Here is a 19,899-nt window from a genome sequence, read left to right as displayed (position 1 = left end):
GTCGTCACCGTCCTCCCCGGGCGTGCCGGGCGATCTGCCGCAGGGCGGCGGCGAAGTCCTCGGCGGCCCGGCGGACGGCCCCGGTGTCATGGACGGCGGGCCGGTGGTGCCAGGTGAAGGCGAGGCGTCCGTGCTGGGCCGCGCCGACCACCTCCAGCGGGTGGGAGCCGCCGTCCCGGGGGTCGTGGTCCTGGCCGAAGGAGCCGAGTTCGGCGCGGACCAGGCCGTCGCCGGCGGCCTCGGGCCGGGCGTCCCACTGGCCGAGGTAGTTGAAGACCACCTGGCCGTGGCCACCGGCGGCGAGGCGCTCGCGGACCCCGGGCGTCCCGAAGGTGCGCAGGGCGCCGAAGCCCAGGCCGTTGCCGGGCACCGCGCGCAGCTGGCGGCGGACGGACTTCACCAGGGCGCGCCAGTCGCGGTCCGGGCCGGGCTCGGCCGGGTCGGGGACGTGGAAGGTGACGGGGTGGACGGTGGTGAACCAGCCGACCGTACGGGACAGGTCGACGCCGTCCAGCAGGTCCTCGCGGCCGTGCCCCTCCAGGTCCAGGCCGATCCGCTGCTGCCCGCTCCAGCGGGCCAGGGCGAGGGCGAGGGCGGCCAGCAGCACGTCGTTGACCCGGGTGCGGTAGGCGGCGGGGGCGGCGCGCAGCAGCGCCTCGGTGTCGGCCTCGTCGAGTTCGACGGTGACCGCCGCGGTCTCGGCACCGCCGGCACCGGAAGGGCCGCCGGTCCCGGAAGGACCGCCGGTCCCGGACGGGCTGCCGGGCAGGTCCGCCCGGGCGCTCACCGCCTCCTCCCAGTACGGGAGTTCGTGGTCCAGGCCGCCCTCGGCGACATGGGCGGCGAGCCGCTGCGCCCAGTCCCGGAAGGAGGTGCCGCGCTCCCCGAGGGTGACCGGTCCGCCCTGGACGGCCTGGCGGTGGGCGCTCTCCAGGTCGTCGCGCAGCACCCGCCAGGAGACGGCGTCGACGACCAGGTGGTGGGCGACCAGGAGCAGCAGGGCCGGGTGCTCCGGGTGGCCGGTGAACAGGGCGGCGCGCAGCAGCGGGCCGCGGGCCAGGTCGAAGCCGGCGTGCAGCTCGTCGGCGGCCTTGGCCATGGCCGCGTCGGCGGCCCCGGCGTCCTGCCCGGTCAGGTCGTGGTGGACCAGGAGGTCCTCGGCGGGGGCGGGCGGCGGGTTGAACTGGTGCCAGCCGGCCTCGTCGCGGGTGAAGCGCATCCGCAGGGCGTCGTGGTGTTCCAGCAGGGCGTCGAGCGCGGTGCGCAGCGCCGCCGGGTCGGGGTCGGCGGAGAGTTCGAGCAGGGTGGACTGGTTGAAGTGGTGGTGGGCGGCGCGCGGGGTGGTCAGGAACCACTCCTGGATGGGGGTGAGCGGGACGCCGCCGGTCACCGGGCCGTCGTCGGCGCGCTCGGTGGCGGTGCGTACGACGGTGGCCAGTTCGGCCACCGTCTGGTGGCTGAACAGGTCGCGGGTGGCCAGGTGCAGGCCGTCGCGGCGCAGCCGGGAGACCACCTGCATGCTGAGGATGGAGTCGCCGCCGAGCAGGAAGAAGTTGTCGTCGGCGCCGACCTCGTCGAGGCCGAGGACGTCGGCCCAGATCCGGGCGATCCGGCGTTCGAGGTCGGTCTCCGGCGCCCGGCCGGGGCCGGCCGCGGCCTGGGCGGGACCGGGGTCGGGCAGGGCCCGCCGGTCGAGCTTGCCGTTGGGGGTGAGCGGGAGCCGCTCCAGCGCGACGAAGGCCGAGGGGACGAGGTGCGGCGGCAGCGTCTCGGCGAGGTGGAGCCGCAGGTCGAGGGCGGGGGCGCCGGCGGTGGCGTCGGCGGGGACGACGTAGCCGACCAGCCGGCCGCCGCCCGGGCCGTCGGCGCGGACGGTGACGACGGCGTCGCGCACCAGGGGGCTGCGGCGCAGGGCGCTCTCGACCTCGCCGGGTTCGATCCGGAAGCCGCGCAGCTTGATCTGCTCGTCGGCGCGTCCGGCGAACCGGAGCTGGCCGTCGGCGGCGCGGCGGGCGAGGTCGCCGGTGCGGTACATCCGCTCGCCGGGGGCGCCGTACGGGTCGGGGAGGAAGCTCCGGGCGGTGAGGCCGGGGCGGCCGAGGTAGCCGCGGGCGAGGCCGGGGCCGGCCAGGTAGAGCTCCCCGGTGACGCCGGGCGGCACCGGCCGCAGGGCGGTGTCCAGGACGTACGCGCGGGTGGCGCCGCTGGGGCAGCCGATCGCGGGGCTGCCGCTGCCGGGGGCGAGCGGGCCGGTCCAGGTGGCGACGACGGTGGCCTCGGTGGGGCCGTAGGAGTTGACCATGCGCCGGCCGGGGGCCCAGGTGTCGACCAGGTCGGCCGGGCAGGCCTCGGCGCCGACGACCAGGGTGCGCAGCCCGGTCAGGGCCGCGGCGGTCTCGGGTTCCAGGGTGGCCAGGGCGGCCGGGGGGATCAGGGTGTGGCTGATCCGGCGGGCGGTCAGGGCCTCGGCGAGCCGTTCGCCGACCAGCGGCCCCTCCTCGCCGGTGACGAGGGCGGCGCCGGAGAGCAGCGAGATGCACAGTTCCAGGACGGAGGCGTCGAAGCTGGGCGAGGCGAACTGGAGCACCCGGTCGCCGGGGCCGACGGCGTACTGCTCGGCGGCGGCGGCCGCGAAGACGGCGAGGCCGCGGTGGGTGACCAGGACGCCCTTGGGCGTTCCGGTGGAGCCGGAGGTGTAGACGGCGTAGGCGGGGTGGGCGGGGGTGAGGACGCTGGTGCGGTCGGCGTCGGTGGGCGCGGTGTCCGGGCCCTCGGCGGCCCAGACCTGGGCCGGGTCGTCGAGCAGCAGGTGGGCGGCGGCGTCGCGGACCATGAACTCCCGCCGGGGCGCCGGGTAGTCGGGGTCGACGGGGAGGAAGGCGCCGCCGGCCTTGGCGACGGCGAGCTGGGCGACCACCATGGCCGCCGAGCGGGGCAGGGCGAGGGCGACCAGCCGCTCGGGGCCGACGCCGCGCCGGATGAGCTGGTGGGCCAGCCGGTTGGCGGCCCGGTCGAGGTCCGCGTAGCTCAGCTCCCGTTCGCCGTCGAGCAGGGCCGGTGCCCCGGGGGTGGCGGCGGCCCGGCGCTCGAACAGCTCGGGCAGGGTCGCCTCGGGGACGGGGCGGAAGCCGCCGTGCGGCTCGGCGGGCGACTCCTCCGGGCCGGCCAGCGGCAGCGCGCCGACGGCGCGGGACGGGTCCTCGGCGACGGCGGTGAGCAGGGTGGCGAGCTGGCCGGCCATCCGCTCGACGGTGGCCGGGTCGAACAGGTCGGTGTCGTAGGTGAACAGGCCGTGCAGGGCGCCGCTCGCGGTCTCGACGAACTCCAGCACCAGCTCGAAGGGCGTCCGTACGGCGTCGGGCTCGATGCCGGTCACGTCGAGGCCCGGGAGGTCGGGTTCGGCGGACGGCGCGTTCTGGAGCACCACGTGGACCTGGAACAGCGGGCTGCGGCTGGTGTCGCGCACCGGCTGGACTTCGTCGACCACCTTCTCGAAGGGCACGTCCTGGTGGGCGAAGGCGTCCAGGACGGTCTGCCGCACCTCGCCGAGGAGGGCGTCGAAGGGCTGTCCGGGTTCGACCCGGGAGCGCAGCACCAGGGTGTTGACGAAGAATCCGACGAGCCGCTGGACCTCGGGCCGGTGCCGGCCGGAGGTGATGGTGCCGACGGTGATGTCGGTGTCCCCGCAGAGCCGGGCCAGGTAGGCCTGGGCGGCGGCGACCAGGGTGGTGAACAGGGTGGCGCCGCGCCGCCGGCCGACCTCGGCCAGCCGGCGGGCGGTGTCGGCGGGCAGCTCCAGTCGGACGGTGGCGGCGTTGGCGGCGTTGGCGGTGCGCACCGCGGGCCGGGGCCGGTCGGTGGGCAGCTGCGGCGGGACCACGCCGGTCAGTTGGCCCTTCCAGTAGGCGAGCTGGTCCCCGGTGGGCGCCCCGGCGGTGCGCTGCCAGTGGGCGTAGTCGGCGTACTGCACCGGCAGGGGCGCCAACTCGGCTTCGGTGGAGCCGAGTTCGGCGCGGTAGAGGTGGGCCAGGTCGGTGAGCAGCACGCCGGTGGACCAGCCGTCGGTGACCATGTGGTGCAGGGTCAGCGCCAGCACGTGCTCGCGGTCGGCCAGCCGGGCCAGGGTGGCGCGCAGCAGTGGTCCGCGGCGCAGGTCGAAGGGGCGGGCGCGGTCGGCGGCGAGCAGGTAGCGCAGGGCCCGCGGCCGTTCGTCGGCGGGCCGCCCGGAGAGGTCGTGCAGCGGCAGCGGCACGGCGTGCGGCGGGTGGACCAGTTGGACGCCGTGGCCGTCCACGCTGTCGAAGGTGGTGCGCAGCGACTCGTGCCGGGCCGTCAGGGCGTCCAGGGCCGCGCCGAGGGCGCCGGCGTCGAGGGTGCCGCGCAGCCGCAGCGCGAGCGCGACGTTCTCGGAGACGCCGGGCGTGAACTCCTCCAGGAACCAGAGGCGCTGCTGGGCGTGGGACATCGGGGCGGCGCCCGTGCGGGGCACCGGGACGACGGGCGGGCGGGCCGGGGCGGCGGGCTCCTCGGTGAGCAGCCGGGCCAGGCCGGCCGGGGTGGGGTGGTCGAAGACGGCGCGGGGGCCGAGCTCGGTGCCGAAGGCCTCGGTGAGGCGGGCGGCGAGCCGGATGCTGAGGATGGAGTCGCCGCCGAGGTCGAAGAAGCCCTCGTCGGTGCCGGGCGGGCGGATGCCGAGGACCTCGGCGAAGAGCTCGGTGGTGCGGCGTTCGGCCGCGGTGCGCGGTTCGACCCGCTCGCGGCGCCCGCCGGGCCGCTCCTCGGGGGCCGGGAGGGCGGCGCGGTCGACCTTGCCGTTGCGGCTGAGCGGGAGGGCGTCGAGCGGGACGAAGGCGGCCGGGACGAGGTAGTCGGGCAGGGCGCGGGCGGCGAACTCCCGCAGTTCGCCGGGGTCGGGGGCGCCGTCGGTGCCGACGGCGTAGGCGACCAGCCGGCGGGCGCCGGGCCGGTCCTCGCGGACGACCACGGCGACGTCGGCGACCAGCGGGTGGGCGGCGAGGGCCGCCTCCACCTCGGCGGGCTCGACCCGGAAGCCGCGGATCTTCACCTGGTCGTCCGCGCGGCCGAGGAACTCCACGGTGCCGTCGGGGCGGCGCCGGGCGAGGTCCCCGGTGCGGTACATCCGGGCGCCGGGCGGGCCGGAGGGGTCGGCGAGGAAGCGGGCGGCGGTCGCGCCGGGGCGGCCCAGGTAGCCGCGGGCCAGGCCCTCGCCGGCCAGGTAGAGCTCGCCCGCGCAGCCCGGCGGGACGGGCCGCAGCCGGGCGTCCAGGACGTGCGCCCGGCGGTCGTCCAGCGGGCGGCCGATCGGGACGGTGTCGGGCACCGCGGCGGCGTCCGACAGGGCGTGGGCGGTGGCGAAGGTGGTGGTCTCGGTGGGCCCGTAGCCGTCCACCACGGTCAGCCCGGGGCAGGCCGCCAGGACGCGCCGCACGGCGGCGGCGGGCACCACGTCGCCGCCGGTCCACAGGGTCCGCAGGCCGCCGAAGCAGTCCGGCGCGTCCTGGGCGAGGAGCCGGAACAGCCCGGCGGTGAGCCAGAGCGCCGTCGGCCCGTCGGGGCCGGCGAGGCGGCGCAGCAGGGCGGCGTCCACCGGCCCGTCGGGGGCGACGAGGACGCAGCCGCCGTTCAGCAGCGGCGCCCAGACCTCGAAGGTGGTGGCGTCGAAGGCGACCGGCGAGTGCAGCAGCACCCGGGCGCAGCGACCGCCGGTGAAGCGGCTGTCGGTGGCGAGCGAGGCGACGTCGCGGTGGCGGACGGCGACGGCCTTGGGCTCGCCGGTGGAGCCGGAGGTGTACATCACGTACGCCAGCCGGTCGGGGTCGGCGGGCGGCAGGTCCGGGGCGGCCGCCGCGTCGCGGGCGGCGGCGACCTGTCCGGCGGTCAGGGTCGCGGCCGCGCCGGCCCGCTCCAGCAGGGTGCGGCGGCGCTCCTCGGGGGCGCGCCGGTCGACGGGCAGGTAGGCGCCGCCGGCCTTGAGGACGGCCAGCTGGGCGACGACGAGTTCGGTGCCGCGGTCCATCGCCAGCGCGACCCGGTCCTCGGGGGCCAGGCCGTCGGCGAGCAGCCGGGCGGCCAGCCGGTCGGACCAATCGTCCAGCCCGCGGTAGCTCAGCTCGCGCCCGCCCTCGCGCACGGCGGGGGCGTCGGGGGTGCGGCGGACCTGTTCGGCGAAGATCCGCAGCGGGCTGCGCGGCTCCGGCGGGCGGGCGGTGGCGTGCCAGGAGGCGAGCAGGTCGCGGTCGGCCGGGGTGAGCGGGTCCAGTGCGGCGAGGTCGCCGTCCAGGCCGTCGGCGAGGGCGGTCAGCAGCAGGGCGAGGCGGTCGGCGGCGTCCCGGGCGGTGCGCTGGTCGAAGAGCGCGGGGTCGTACGCCAGGTCGAAGGCGAGCTGTCCGCTCAGGTGGGCGCGCAGGCACCAGGGGAAGGTGGTGGCGTCGTCGGCGCGCACCTCGACCACCCGGACGCCGGTGCGGTCCGCGGCGGACTCGTCGACGGGGTAGTTCTCGAACACCAGCATGCTGTCGAACAGCGGCTCCCCGGCGGGCAGTTCGCTCAGGCCCTGGATCCGGGTCAGCGCCAGGTGGTCGTGGCCGCGGCCCTCGCTCTGCCGGTCCTGGAGGTCGCGCAGCCAGGGCAGCACGCCGCCCGAGGGAATGCGGACCCGGGCGGGCACGGTGTTGATGAACAGCCCGATCATCGTCTCGACGCCGGGCAGTTCGGCCGGGCGCCCGGAGACGGTGGTGCCGAAGACGACGTCCGCGGTGCCGCCGTAGCGGGCCAGCAGCAGCGCCCAGGCGCCCTCGACCAGGGTGTTGACGGTCAGTCCGGCGGCGGCGGCGTTCTCCCGCAGCCGGGCGGAGGCCGCCTCGTCCAGGACGCGGTGGACGGCGGCGGTGGAGCGGGCCCGGTGGGCGCCGGCGGGGCGGCGGTCGTAGGGCAGCGCGGTCCGTTCGGTGAACCCGGCGAGCGCGGCGCCCCAGTGCTCCTCGGCGGCCCGCCCGTCCTGCTCGCGCAGCCAGGCCAGGAAGTCCGCGAACGGGCGGCGTACGGGGCGGGGCGCCTGCGGGCCGCCGGTCAACGCGGCGTACTCCTCGCAGACCTCGGTGAGCAGCTGGCCGGTGCTCCAGCCGTCCAGGATCACGTGGTGGGTGGACCAGAGCAGCAGCACCTCCTCGCCGGGCAGCGCGGCCAGGACGAGGCGGGTGAGCGGCGCGGAGCCCAGGTCCAGGCCGGCGGCCCGCTCCTCGGCGAGCAGCCGCTCGGTCTCCTCAGCGCGCCGTTCGGGCGTCAGGGCGCGCCAGTCGAGGTGGCGGACGGGCAGGGCGGCGTGGCGCGCGACCAGCTGGACGGGGTGCGGCAGGCCGCGCCAGTGCACGGCGGTGCGCAGCGCCGGGGTGCGGTCGGCGACCTGCTGCCAGGCGGCGGCGAAGGCCGCCGGATCGCCGACGCCGGCCAGCCGGACGGCGATCCGGTCCACGTAGGCGCCGTCCTCGTCGACCAGGCCGTGGAAGAGCATGCCGGACTGGAGCGGGGTCAGCGGCAGCAGGTCCGCGACCTCGCGGCCGTCGCCGACCAGGCCGTCCAGCCGTTCCTGGTCGAGGCCGGCCAGCGGGAAGTCGGACGGGGTGCGGCCGCCGGCGCCGGGGCCCGCGCAGTGCTCGGCCAGCTCGCGCAGCGCCTGGAGGGTCTGCTCGGCGAGGGCGCGGACGGCGGCCTCCTCGTAGACCTCCGCCGGGTAGGTCCAGCCCAGTTCGAGCCGGCCGTCCTGGACGGCCCCGATGACGTCCAGCAGGTAGGGGCGGGGCTCGTCGGGGTCGGTGTCGCGCCCGGCCGGGGGCAGCGAGCCGCGCAGCAGCCCGTCGGCGCCGGTGCGGGTGTCCCACTGGCCGTGGTAGTTGAAGCCGACCTGCGGCGCGGCCGCGCCTTCCGGGAGGGCGGACGGGAGCAGGTGGCGCAGCGCGCCGTGGCTGAGTCCGCGCAGCGGGACGGCGCGCAGCTGCTCCTTGACCGAGCGCAGGGTGTGGTGCCAGCCGGCCTCGGGGTCGACGCGCAGGGCGAGCGGGAACTCGGCGGTGAACCAGCCGACCGTCCGGGAGAGGTCCTGGTCGGGGAAGAGGTCCTCGCGGCCGTGGCCCTCCACCCCGATCAGCACCGTGTCCCGGCCGCACCAGCGGGCCAGGGTGCGGCCGAGGGCGCTGAGCAGGACGTCGTTGACCTGGGTGCGGTAGACCTCCGGGACGCGGCGCAGCAGCGCCCCGGTGGTCGCCTCGTCCAGCGTCACGGTGACGGTGGCGGCGGCGCCGTGGGTGTTGGCGCCCAGGCGCCCGGCGGGCAGTCCGGCCGGGGCCTCGCCGGTGCGGGTCCAGTACGCGGTGTCGCCGTCCAGGGCACCGGAGCGGGTGTGCCGCTCCAGCCGGGCGGCCCACCGGGTGTAGGAGGTGCCCGGCTCCGGCAGCCGGACGGGCGCGCCGGTGCGGGCGGCGTGGTGGGCGGCTTCGAGGTCGGCCAGCAGGATGCGCCAGGAGACGCCGTCCACGGCCAGGTGGTGGATCGTCAGCACGAGCTGGCCGGGCCGGCCGGCGCCGCCGTCGAAGTACAGGGCGCGCAGCATCCGGCCCTGGAGCGGGTCGAGGGAGCGCTGGGCCTCCTCGGCGGCCCGCTGCACCTCCGTCTCCAGGACGGTCCGGTGGTGGGTGAAGACGCCGTCCGGTGCCTGCTCCCGGACCTCCTGGTGCCAGCCGGCCTCGCCGTGGCGGAAGCGGGTGCGCAGCGCCGGGTGGTGCTCCACCAGCGCGAGCACCGCCTGCCGCAGCGCCGCCGGGTCGGTGTCCGGGGCCAGCACCAGCCGCTGGGTCATGGTGAAGCACAGCGCCTCGCCGGGGCGGCGCCCGTCGAGGTACCAGTGCTGGATCGGGGTGAGCGGGGCCTCGGCGGGCTCGGCCTCCTCCGCTTCCGTCCGTACGGTCGACTCCCCGGCGCAGAGGGCGAGTTCGGCGACGTTCTGGTAGCGGAAGACGTCCTTGGTGGTGAGGGCGAGTCCGGCGGCGCGGGCCCGGGAGACGATCTGGATGCTGAGGATGGAGTCGCCGCCGAGCGCGAAGAAGTTGTCCCGGGCGCCGACCCGCCGCACGCCCAGCACCTCGGCCCAGATCGCGGCGAGCCGCTCCTCGGTGCCGGGGCGCGGGGCGACGTACGGGGTGGTGCGGTCCGGCTGGGCGGGCGGGGCGGGCAGGGCGCGCCGGTCGGTCTTGCCGCTGGTGGTGCGCGGGACGCGGGCGAGCGGGACGAACGCGGTGGGCACCAGGTGGTCGGGCAGGGTGCGCCGCAGCCAGGCGCGCAGCTCCTCGGCGGGCGGCACCCGGTCGCCGGCCGGCACCGGGTAGCCGACCAGCAGGGTCCGGCCGCCCTGTTCGCGGGCGGCGACGGCGCAGTCCGCGAGGTCGGGGTGGGTCAGCAGGGCGGCCTCGACCTCGCCGGGCTCGATCCGGAAGCCGCGGATCTTGACCTGGTCGTCGGCCCGGCCGAGGAACTCCAGCTGCCCGGCGGCGTCCCAGCGGGCGAGGTCGCCGGTGCGGTACATCCGGGTGCCGGGGGCGCCGTACGGGTCGGCGAGGAAGCGGCCGGCGGTGAGCCCGGGCCGGCCGAGGTAGCCGCGGGCGACCTGCCGACCGGCCAGGTACAGCTCCCCCGGCATGCCGGGCGGCACCGGGCGCAGCGCGCCGTCCAGCACGTAGGCGGTGACGCCGCGGCCCGGCCGGCCGATCACCGGGCGCCCGGGGTGGTCGGCGCAGCGGGCGTAGGCGGCGTCGACGGTGCACTCGGTGGGCCCGTACAGGTTGTAGACGGTGACGCCGAGTCGGGCCCGGACCTCGGCCAGCTCCCGCCAGGTGGCGGCGGGGATCGCCTCGCCGCCGAGCTGGAGCAGCCGGGGGTGGTGCGGGGCGGGGCCGAACAGTCCGGCGGCGGTGAGTTCGCGCAGGTAGGAGGGGGTGACGTTGACGACGTCGAGCCGCTGCTCGACGATCCTGGCGCAGAAGGCCTGCGGGTCCAGCCGGACGTCCTCGTCGATCAGGTGGAGCTCCTGGCCGGAGACCAGCAGCAGCGGGCCCTCCCAGCTGGTGTCGAAGGAGAGGGAGGCGCTGAGGGCGACCTTCAGCCGGGCGCCGTCGGCGGTGTGCGGGGCGAGCATCCCCTCCCGGTGGTCGCGGCAGAGGTTGACCAGCTGGCGGTGCTCGACGACCACGCCCTTGGGGCGGCCGGTGGAGCCGGAGGTGTGGATCAGGTAGGCGGCGTGCCCGGGCAGGAGCGGGGCGGTCCGCTCGGCGTCGGTCAGGTCGTGGCCGGGCAGGGCGTCCCAGGGCACCTCGCGCAGGGCCCGCTCGGTCAGCACCGTGCGCGGCTCGGTGTCCGCCAGCAGCAGGGCGGCCCGCTCCTCGGGCAGGTCCGGGTCGACGAACTGGAGGACGGCCCCGGCCTTGAGCACCGCGAACAGCGCCACCACCAGGTCGGAGGTGCGCGGCAGCCGGACGGCGACCACCTGCTCCGGGCCGGCGCCGAGGGCCGCCAGGTGGCGGGCCAGCCGGTTGGCCCGGGCGTTGAGGGCGGCGTAGTCCAGCGTGGCGTCCCGGGCGACCAGCGCGGTGGCGTCCGGGGTGCGGGCGGCCTGCTCCTCGAACAGGGCGGTGAAGGTGGTGTCCGGCCCGGGCAGCGGCTCGCCCCGGCCCTGGCGCAGCACCTGCCGCCGCTCGTCCCCGCTCATCAGCGGCAGCTCGCCGACGGCCGTCCCGGGCGCCTCGGCGACGGCCGCCAGCAGGGTGGTCAGCCGGTGGGCCAGCTGCTCGGCGGTCCGCGCGTCGAACAGCCCGGTGCTGTACTCCAGGTAACCGGTCAGGCCGCCGCCGTGCTCGGCGAAGTCGAAGGAGAGGTCGAAGGCGGCGCTGCGGACCGGCGGGGTGACGGGTTCGACCGTCAGGCCGGGCAGCGGGGGCGTCTCGGCGCCGAGGTTGTGCAGTGCCACCATCACCTGGAACAGCGGGGTGCGGCTGGTGTCGCGCTCCGGCTGGAGGGCGTCCACCAGCCGTTCGAAGGGCACCTCCTGGTGGGCCAGGGCGTCCAGCACGGTGTGCTGGGCCGCGGTCAGCAGCTCGTGGAAGGTCAGTTCGGGGCGGATGTCGCCGCGCAGCACCAGGGTGTTGACGAACATGCCGACCACGTCGTGGAGTTCGCCCTGCTCGCGGCCGGAGGTGACGGTGCCGACGGCGACGTCGCGCTGCCCGGACCAGCGGGCCAGCAGCACCTGGCAGGCGGCCAGCAGGACGGTGTAGAGGGTGCCGTCGGCCTCGCGGCCGCGCTCGCGCAGCCGGGCGGTCAGCTCGGCGGGAAGCGTGAAGGTCGTCAGCGCGCCCTCCCGGGTGCGCACCGCCGGGCGCGGCCGGTCGGTGGGCAGTTCCAGCGGGACCAGGCCGTCCAGGGCCCGGCGCCAGTGGTCGAGGTCGGCCTCGGCGGCGGCGGTGCGGGTGCGCTGCCAGGCCGCGTAGTCGGTGTACCGGACGGGCAGCGCGGGCAGCCGCGGGCTCCGCCGTTCGAGGGCGGCGGCGTACAGCTCGCCGAGGTCGCGGCCGAGCACGCCCATCGACCAGCCGTCGGTGGCGATGTGGTGCACCGCCAGGGCGAGGACGTGCTCCTCGGCGGCCGTCCGGGCCAGGTGGGCGCGGAGCACGGGGCCCTCGGCGAGGTCGAAGGGGGCGGTGGCGATCCGCTCCAGGTGGGCGTCCAGCTCCGCCGCCGGGACGTCCGCGCAGGGCAGCTCGACGGGGTGCGGCGGGCGCACCACCTGCCGGGCCCGGCCGTCCCGTTCGGCGTACGTGGTGCGCAGCGCCTCGTGCCGCTCGACCAGGGCGTCCAGGGCGGCGCCCAGGGCGGCCCGGTCGAGGGCGCCGCGCAGCCGCAGCACGGACAGCGAGGTGTACTCGGTGCTGCCGGGCTCGAAGCGGTCGAGGAACCAGAGCCGCTGCTGGGCGTAGGAGAGCGGCGCCTCGGCCGCCGGGTCGGCGGCGGGGATGACGGCCGGTGCGGCGCCGGGGCGCGGGGCGCCGAGCGCCTCGGCCAGGTCGGCGAGCACGGGGTGGGTGAACAGCACCCGGGGCGAGAGGTCGGCGGCGCCGAAGGCGGCGCGCAGCCGGGCGGTGACCCGTACGGCGAGGATGGAGTCCCCGCCGAGGGCGAAGAAGTCGTCCTCGGCGCCGACCGCGCCGGTGTCCAGGACCTCCGCCCAGGCCTCGGCGACCAGCCGCTCGGCGGGGGTGCGGGGCGCGGTGCGCCCGCGGCCGGCCGCGAAGCCGTCCGGGCCGGGCACCGGCAGGGCGCGCCGGTCCAGCTTGCCGTTGGGGGTGAGCGGCAGGGCGGCCAGCGGGACGTAGGCGGCGGGCACCAGGTAGGCGGGCAGCAGGCGTTCCAGGTGGGCGCGCAGCTCGGCGGCGCCGGGCGGCCGGGCCGGGTCCTCCCCGACGAGGTGGGCGACCAGCCGGCGGGTGCCGGTGGCGTCCTCGTGGACGCCGACGGTGGCCAGGGCGACGCCCGGGTGGGTCTGGAGGGCGGCCTCGATCTCGCCGGGTTCGATCCGGTAGCCGCGGATCTTGACCTGCTGGTCGGCGCGGCCCAGGTAGCGCAGGGTGCCGTCGGCCTGCCAGCGGGCCCGGTCGCCGGTGCGGTACATCCGGGTGCCGGGGGCGCCGAAGGGGTCGGCGAGGAAGCGGCCGGCGGTCAGGCCGGGCCGGTTGAGGTAGCCGCGGGCCAGCCCCTCGCCCGCCACGTACAGTTCGCCGACGGCGCCCGGGGGCACCGGGGCGAGGTCGCCGTCGAGCACGTACAGCCGCAGGTCGGCGATGCCGGTGCCGATCGGGCCGGGGCCGCCGGCGGTGGCGGTCGCCAGGTCCAGCGCGGTGTGGGTGACGTGCACGGTGGTCTCGGTGATGCCGTACATGTTCACCAGGCGCGGCGCGTCCTCAGGGTGGCGCCGGTACCAGTCGGCGAGCCGGGTGACGTCCAGCGCCTCGCCGCCGAAGACCACCGTGCGCAGCGCCAAGCGGGCTGATATGTCCGGGAGTTCGGCGTCGGCGCGGGCCAGCTGATGGAACGCGGACGGGGTCTGGTTGAGGACGGTGACCCGCTCCTCGGCGAGCAGCCGCAGGAAGTCGTCCGGGGAGCGGGCGGTGTCCTCGGGCACCACGACGAGCCGGCCGCCGTGCAGCAGCGGGCCCCACAGCTCCCAGACCGAGAAGTCGAAGGTGTAGGAGTGGAAGAGCGTCCAGACGTCCTCGGCGCCGAAGCCGAACAGCTCCCGGGTCTGCTCGAACAGCCGGACCACGTTGGCGTGCGGCACCACGACGCCCTTGGGGCGGCCGGTGGAGCCGGAGGTGAAGATGGCGTAGGCGGGGCTGTCGGGCAGCGGGCGGTGCCCGGCGCCGAGCGGGCCGGCCGGGCGGCGGGCCAGGTCGGCGCGCACCGCGGGGTCGGCCAGGGCGAGGACGGGGACCTCGATGCCGGTCGGATCGGCCGGGGGCTCCAGGGTGACCAGGGCCACCGGGGCGGCGTCGCGCAGCAGTTCGGCGCGGCGTTCGGCGGGCAGGCCCGGGTCGAGCGGCAGGTAGGCCGCGCCGGTCTTGAGGACGGCGAGGACGGCCACCACCAGCTCGGCGGTGCGGGGCAGCGCCAGGGCGACGTACCGCTCGGGGGCGGCGCCGAGCCCGGCCAGCCGGTGCGCGAGCCGGTCGGCCCGGGCGTCCAGCTCGGCGTAGTCGAGGTGCTCCCCGCCGCAGGTGACGGCCTCGGCCCGCGGGGTGCGGGCGGCCCGCTCCTCGAACAGGTCGACCAGGGTGCGCGCGGGCCGGCCCTGCGCGGTGCCGTTCCAGTCGACCAGCAGCCGGCGGCGCTCCTCCTCGGTGGTCCAGGCCAGCGCGCGCAGCGGGCGGTCCAGCCCGGCGGCCAGCTCGGTGAGCAGCAGCCGCAGCCGCCCGGCGAGGGCGTCCACGGTCGCGGCGTCGAACAGCTCCGGGTCGTAGGCGAGGTCGAAGCCGACCTGCCCGCCCTGGTAGGCGCGCAGCACCAGCGGGAAGCTGGTGGCGTCCCGGGAGGAGACCTCGGCCAGGCGCACCCCGGTGCCGGCGGCGCGGGCGTCGTCGAAGGGGTAGTTCTCGAAGGCGACGATGCTGTCGAACAGCGCGCTGCCGGCGGGGACGTCGCTGAAGCCGGTGAGTTCGGCGAGCGAGACCGCCGAGTGCCGGCGGGCCTCGGCCTGGTCCGCCTGGAGCTCCCGCAGCCAGTCGGCGGCGGTGCGCTCGCCGTCCACCCGGACCCGGGTGGGCAGGGTGTTGATGAACATGCCGATCATCGACTCGACGCCGGGCAGCTCCTCGGGCCGGCCGGAGACGGTGGTGCCGAACAGCACGTCCGGCTCGCCGCTGTAGCGGGACAGCAGCAGCGCCCAGGCGCCCTGCACCACGGTGCCGAGGGTCAGGCCGGACTGCCGTGCGGTGCGGGCGAGTTGCTCGGAGACCTGCTCGGACAGGGCGGCGCTGAGGCTGCCCGCCGAGCGGGCCCGGTGGGCCTCGCGCCGCGCCCGGTCGGCGGGCAGCGGGGTGGCGGTGGCGAAGCCGTCCAGGACGGACCGCCAGTGGGCCCGGGCGGCCCCGGCGTCCTGGCCGGCCAGCCAGTGCACGTAGTCGGCGAAGGGCCGGCGCACCGCCGGGGCGGGGGCGCCACCGGTGGTGAGCGCCGCGTACTCGGCGAACACGTCGGTGAGCACCTGGGCGAGGCTCCAGCCGTCCAGGACCAGGTGGTGGGAGGTCCACAGCAGCTGGACCCGGGCCTCGGGCAGCCGGACCAGGGTGAGCCGGGTGAGCGGGGCGGTGGCGATGTCCAGGCCGAGGGCGAGATCCTCGGCCTTCAGCCGCTCCAGCCGTTCGGCGCGCTCGGCCGGGTCGACGGCCCGCAGGTCGAGGTGGGTCACCGGCAGCCGGACGCCCCGGCGCACCACCTGGAGCGGGGCGGGCACGCCCTCCCAGACCACGGAGGTGCGCAGCGCGGGCGTGCGGTCGGCGACCCGCTGCCAGGCCAGGGCGAGGGCGTGCGGGTCGGCGACGCCCTCCAGCAGCAGGGCGGCCTGGTCCAGGTAGACGTCGTCCTCGCCGCCGACCAGGCGGTGGAAGAGCATGCCCTCCTGGAGCGGGGTGAGCGGCAGCAGGTCCGTCACGTCCCGGCCGTCGCCGACCAGCCGGTCCAGCGCGGCCTGGTCGAGGCCGGCCAGCGGGAAGTCGGAGGGGGTGCGGCCGCCGGCGCCGGGGCTCGCGCAGTGCTCGACGATGCCGGTGAGCGCGGCGGCGGTGGCCTCGGCCAGGGCCCGGACGGTCTCCTCCCGGTGCACCCGGTCGCTGTAGTGCCAGGTGAGTTCCAGCTCGCCGTCGGAGACGACGGCGGAGACGTCGAGCAGGTGGTCCAGCGGCTCGTCGGGGGCGAGGTCGCGGCCGGGGGCCTGCCCGGCGGGGGCGAAGTCGCCGCCCTCGGGGGCGGTCCACTGGCCGTGGTAGTTGAAGCAGACCTGCGGCAGCGGACGGTCCCTCAGCGCGGCGGCCGAGCCGAGCCGGGCGAGGGCCTCGTAGCCCAGGCCCCGGCGGGGCACGGCGCGCAGCCGCTCCTTGACCCGCTTGAGGGTGGCGGCCCAGTCCGTCCCTTCCGGCAGGTCCAGGGTGACGGGGTACTGGGTGGTGAACCAGCCGACGGTGCGGGAGAGGTCGAGGCCGTCGAAGAGGTCCTCGCGGCCGTGGCCCTCCAGGGCGACGGCGACCCGCCCGGTGCCGGTCCAGTCGGCGAGGGCCCGGCCCAGCGCGCTGAGCAGCACGTCGTTGACCTGGGTCCGGTAGGCCTCGGGGACCTTCCGCAGCAGCGCCTCGGTGGTCGCCCGGTCGAGCCGGTGGCGCAGGGTGCGCACCGAGCCGGCGGTGGGGGTGCCGGGCAGGTCGACGGGCAGCGGCCCGGCGGGGGCGGCGGTCTCGGCGGTCCAGTACGGCAGGTCCGCGTCCAGGCCGCCGGTCCGGACGAGTTCGGCGAGCCGGTGGGCCCAGTCGGTGAAGGCGGTGGGCTCGGGCGCCGGGTCGGGGGTGCGGCCCTCGGCGGCCTGCCGGTAGGCCTGTGCCAGGTCGGCGAGCAGGACCCGCCAGGAGACGCTGTCGACGGCCAGGTGGTGGGCGGTCAGGAGGAGTTGGGGCCGGGCGCCGTCGGCGGGCCGGAACAGCACGGCGCGCAGCAGCGCCCCGGTGGCCGGGTCCAGCTCGGCGCGGGCGGCCTCGGCGGCCGCCTCCCGCTCCGCCTCCCGGTCGCCGGCGGGGCCGGTGGCCGGGTCGAGGGCGGTCAGCAGCGCTCCGGCGTCCGCGGCCGGCTCCTGCCGCCAGCCGTCCCCGGTGCGGGTGAAGCGGGTGCGCAGCGCCGGGTGGGCGGCCACCAGCGCGCCCAGCGCCCGGTCCAGCGCGGCTTCGTCCAGCCCGTACGGCAGGTCGAGCAGCATCGACATGGTGAAGTGCCGCAGCGGGCCGTGGGCGGCGAAGAACCACTCCTGGACGGGGGTCAGCGGGGCGGGCCCGTCCTGGTGGTGGCGCGGCGCGGGGGCGGCCGGCGGCTCGGCGGTGCGGGCGGCGGCGGCCAGGTCGGCGACGGTCTGGTGGCGGAAGACGTCCTGGGAGCCGATCCGCAGGCCCGCCGCGCGGGCCCGGGAGACGGCCTGGATGCTCAGGATCGAGTCGCCGCCGAGCTCGAAGAAGTTGTCGGTGACGCCGACCCTGGGCACGCCCAGCACCTCGGCCCAGATGGCGGCGAGGGTCTCCTCCTCGGGGGTGCGCGGGGCGGTGAACTCCCCTTCCCGGCCGTCGGTTTCGGGGGCGGGCAGGGCGCGGCGGTCGAGCTTGCCGCTGGTGCCGAGCGGCAGGGCGTCGAGCACGGTGAAGGAGGACGGCACCAGGTGGTCGGGCAGCACCCGGCGCAGGGCGGCGCGCAGGTCGGCGGCGGGGCGGGCGGCGCCGTCGGCGAAGACCAGGTAGGCGGCCAGCCGGTGGTGGCCGTGGGCGTCGGGGACGGCGGCCACGGCGGCGGCGCGGACCTCGGGCAGGTCGAGCAGGGCCGCCTCGATCTCGCCGGGTTCGATCCGGTGGCCGCGCACCTTGACCTGGTCGTCGGCGCGGCCGAGGTACTCCAGGCGCCCGTCGGCCGTCCAGCGGGCCAGGTCGCCGGTGCGGTACATCCGGGTGCCGGGCGGGCCGTACGGGTCGGCGGTGAAGCGGGCGGCGGTCAGGCCGGGGCGGCCGTCGTAGCCGCGGGCGACCTGTTCGCCGGCCAGGTGGAGCTCACCGCTGACCCCGGGCGGCACGGGCTGGAGCCGGCCGTCCAGGACGTAGGCGCGGACGTTGGGCAGCGGGCGGCCGATCAGCGGCCGGTCCCCGCCGTCGATCCGGCAGGCGATGGCGTCGACGGTGCACTCGGTGGGGCCGTAGTAGTTGTAGGCGGCCGTCTCCGGGCGGGCGGCGAGTTCGCGCCAGAGCCGGGGGGCGACCGCCTCGCCGCCGAGCATCAGCACCCGGGGGCGGTGGCGGGGGTCGTCGAGCAGCCCGGCGGGCAGCAGTTGGCGCAGGTAGGAGGGGGTGAGGTCGAGGAAGTCGATCCGGTGGCGGACGACGTACTCGACCAGGGCGGCCGGGTCCATCCGGGTGGTCTCGTCGACGAGGTGCAGCGGGTGGCCGTCCGCGAGCAGCAGCAGGCCCTCCAGCGAGGTGTCGAAGGAGAAGGAGGCGGTCAGGGCGACGTTCAGCGGGCCGCCGCCCGCGTCGGCGACGAAGCCGGCCCGGTGGGCGGCGAGCAGGTGGGCCAGGGCGCGGTGCGGGACGCTGACGCCCTTGGGGCGGCCGGTGGAGCCGGAGGTGTAGAGCACGTACGCGGGGGTCGCGAGGTCCGGCGTGGGAAGGACGACGTCGACCGGGTCGTCGTTGCCCAACAGGTCGCGCAGGGTGTCCTCGTCCAGGAACAGGGCCGGCCCGGCGTCCTCGAGCACGTAGACGACCCGCTCCCAGGGCAGCGCCGGGTCGAGCGGCAGGTAGCCGGCGCCGACCTTCCAGACCGCGAGGACGGCCACCACCAGGTCGGCGGTGCGCGGCAGTCGCAGCGCGACCAGCCGTTCGGGGCCGGCGCCGGTGGTGGCCAGTCGGCGGGCGAGCCGTTCGGCGCGGGCGTCCAGTTCGGCGTAGTCGAGGCGCTCCTCCCCCGCGACCAGGGCCAGGGCGTGCGGGGTCCGTTCGGCCCGGCGCCGGAGCAGCTCCGGCAGGCCGACGGCCTCGACGGGCAGCTCGGTGGCGTTCCAGCCCCGGGTGACCTGCTCGGTCTCCCGCGCGGAGAGCAGCGGCAGGGTGGCCAGCGGGCGGTCCGGTTCGGCGGCGGCGCCCTCCAGCAGGCGCAGCAGCTGCTCGGCCATCCGGCCCGCGGTGGGGGCGTCGAAGAGGTCGGCGCGGTACTCCAGGACGCCGGTGAGCGCCTCGCCGTCGGGGACGAACTCCACACTGAGGTCGAAGGTGGCGGCCTGCCGGGGCACGGTGACCGGGGCGGTGGCGAGTCCGGGCCGGTCCCCGGCGGTGGGCGGGGCGGGGTGCAGCAGCACCAGGACGTCGAACAGCGGGTTGCGGCCGGCCTCCCGGGGCGCGCCGACCGCCTCGACGATCCGTTCGAAGGGCGTGTCGCCGTGCGCGAGGGCGTCGTTGCCGGTCTCGGTGGCGGCGGCGAGCAGCTCGCGGAAGGAGGCGTCGGGCGCCACCCGGGTGCGCAGCACCACCGTGTTGACGAAGCAGCCGACGGCCCGTTCCAGCTCGGTGCGGGTGCGCCCGGCCATCAGCGAGCCGACGGTGACATCCTGCTGGCCGGACCAGCGGGCGAGCAGCGCCTGGGTGCCGGCCACCAGCGCGGTGTTGAGGGTGCCCTGCTGCTCGGTCGCGAGGGCGCGCAGCCGGGCGGTGAGCGGCGCGGGCACGGTGAAGGTGTGCAGGCCGCCGGGGCCGGCCTCCTCGCCGCGCCGCGGGTGGTCCAGCGGCAGGTCGGACGGCACGGCGCCGGCCAGCTTCTCCCGCCAGTGGGCGAGCTGCCGCTCCAGCCGGTCGCCGGCGAGCTGCTCGCGCTGCCAGGCCGCGAAGTCCGGGTACTGGGCGGCGACTTCGGGCAGTGCCGGGTCGGCGCCGCGGGCCAGGGCCTCGTAGGCGGTGCACAGCTCGTCCAGGACGACGCCCATCGACCAGCCGTCGGTGACGATGTGGTGGGCGGTCAGCTGCAGGACGTGGGCGTGCGGCGCCTCGGCGACCAGCAGGGCGCGCAGCAGCGGCCCCCGTTCGAGGTCGAAGGGCCGGGAGTACTCCTGGAGCAGGACGGCGTCCAGGCTCTCGCCCTCGGCCGGTTCGCGGACCGGCAGCTCCACCGGCGCGGGCTCCCGGACGGTCGGCACCGGCCGGCCGTCGCTCTCCGCGAAGGTGGTGCGCAGCGCCTCGTGGCGCGCCACCACGGCGGTCAGCGCCGCGGCGAGCGCGGTGCGGTCCAGCTCGCCGGTGAAGCGCAGGGCGACGGCGCTGTTGTAGCGCGGGTCCCCGGGGCGCAGCCGGTCGAGGAACCAGAGCCGCTGCTGGACGAAGGACGGCGGCAGCGGACGGCCGCGGTCGGCGCGCGGGATGGCCCGCTCGGCGGCGGCCCCGTCGCCGCCGGACCGGCCGGCCAGCCGCCGGCGCAGGGCTTCGCGCAGGTCGGCGGGCAGGGCCGCGGCGCGGTCCCGCTTCGAGGGCGTCGGAGGCGTCGAAGGCGTCATGGTCGTCG

The 19,899-nt window shown here is 77.5% G+C and carries 1 protein-coding gene; it reads right to left on the bottom strand.

The window, feature by feature from the left end; genetic code table 11:
• Positions 1 to 4 precede the first annotated feature (4 nt).
• Entirely contained in the window at positions 5 to 19,891 is a 19,887-nt protein-coding gene (locus tag ACFY4B_RS38540; RefSeq protein WP_387975874.1) for a non-ribosomal peptide synthase/polyketide synthase, read from the bottom strand.
• Positions 19,892 to 19,899: the final 8 nt, after the last annotated feature.

It is taken from the genome of Kitasatospora sp. NPDC001261 (assembly GCF_042896795.1).
GTDB lineage: Bacteria > Actinomycetota > Actinomycetes > Streptomycetales > Streptomycetaceae > Kitasatospora.
This window is presented reverse-complemented; position numbering and strand designations above follow the sequence as displayed.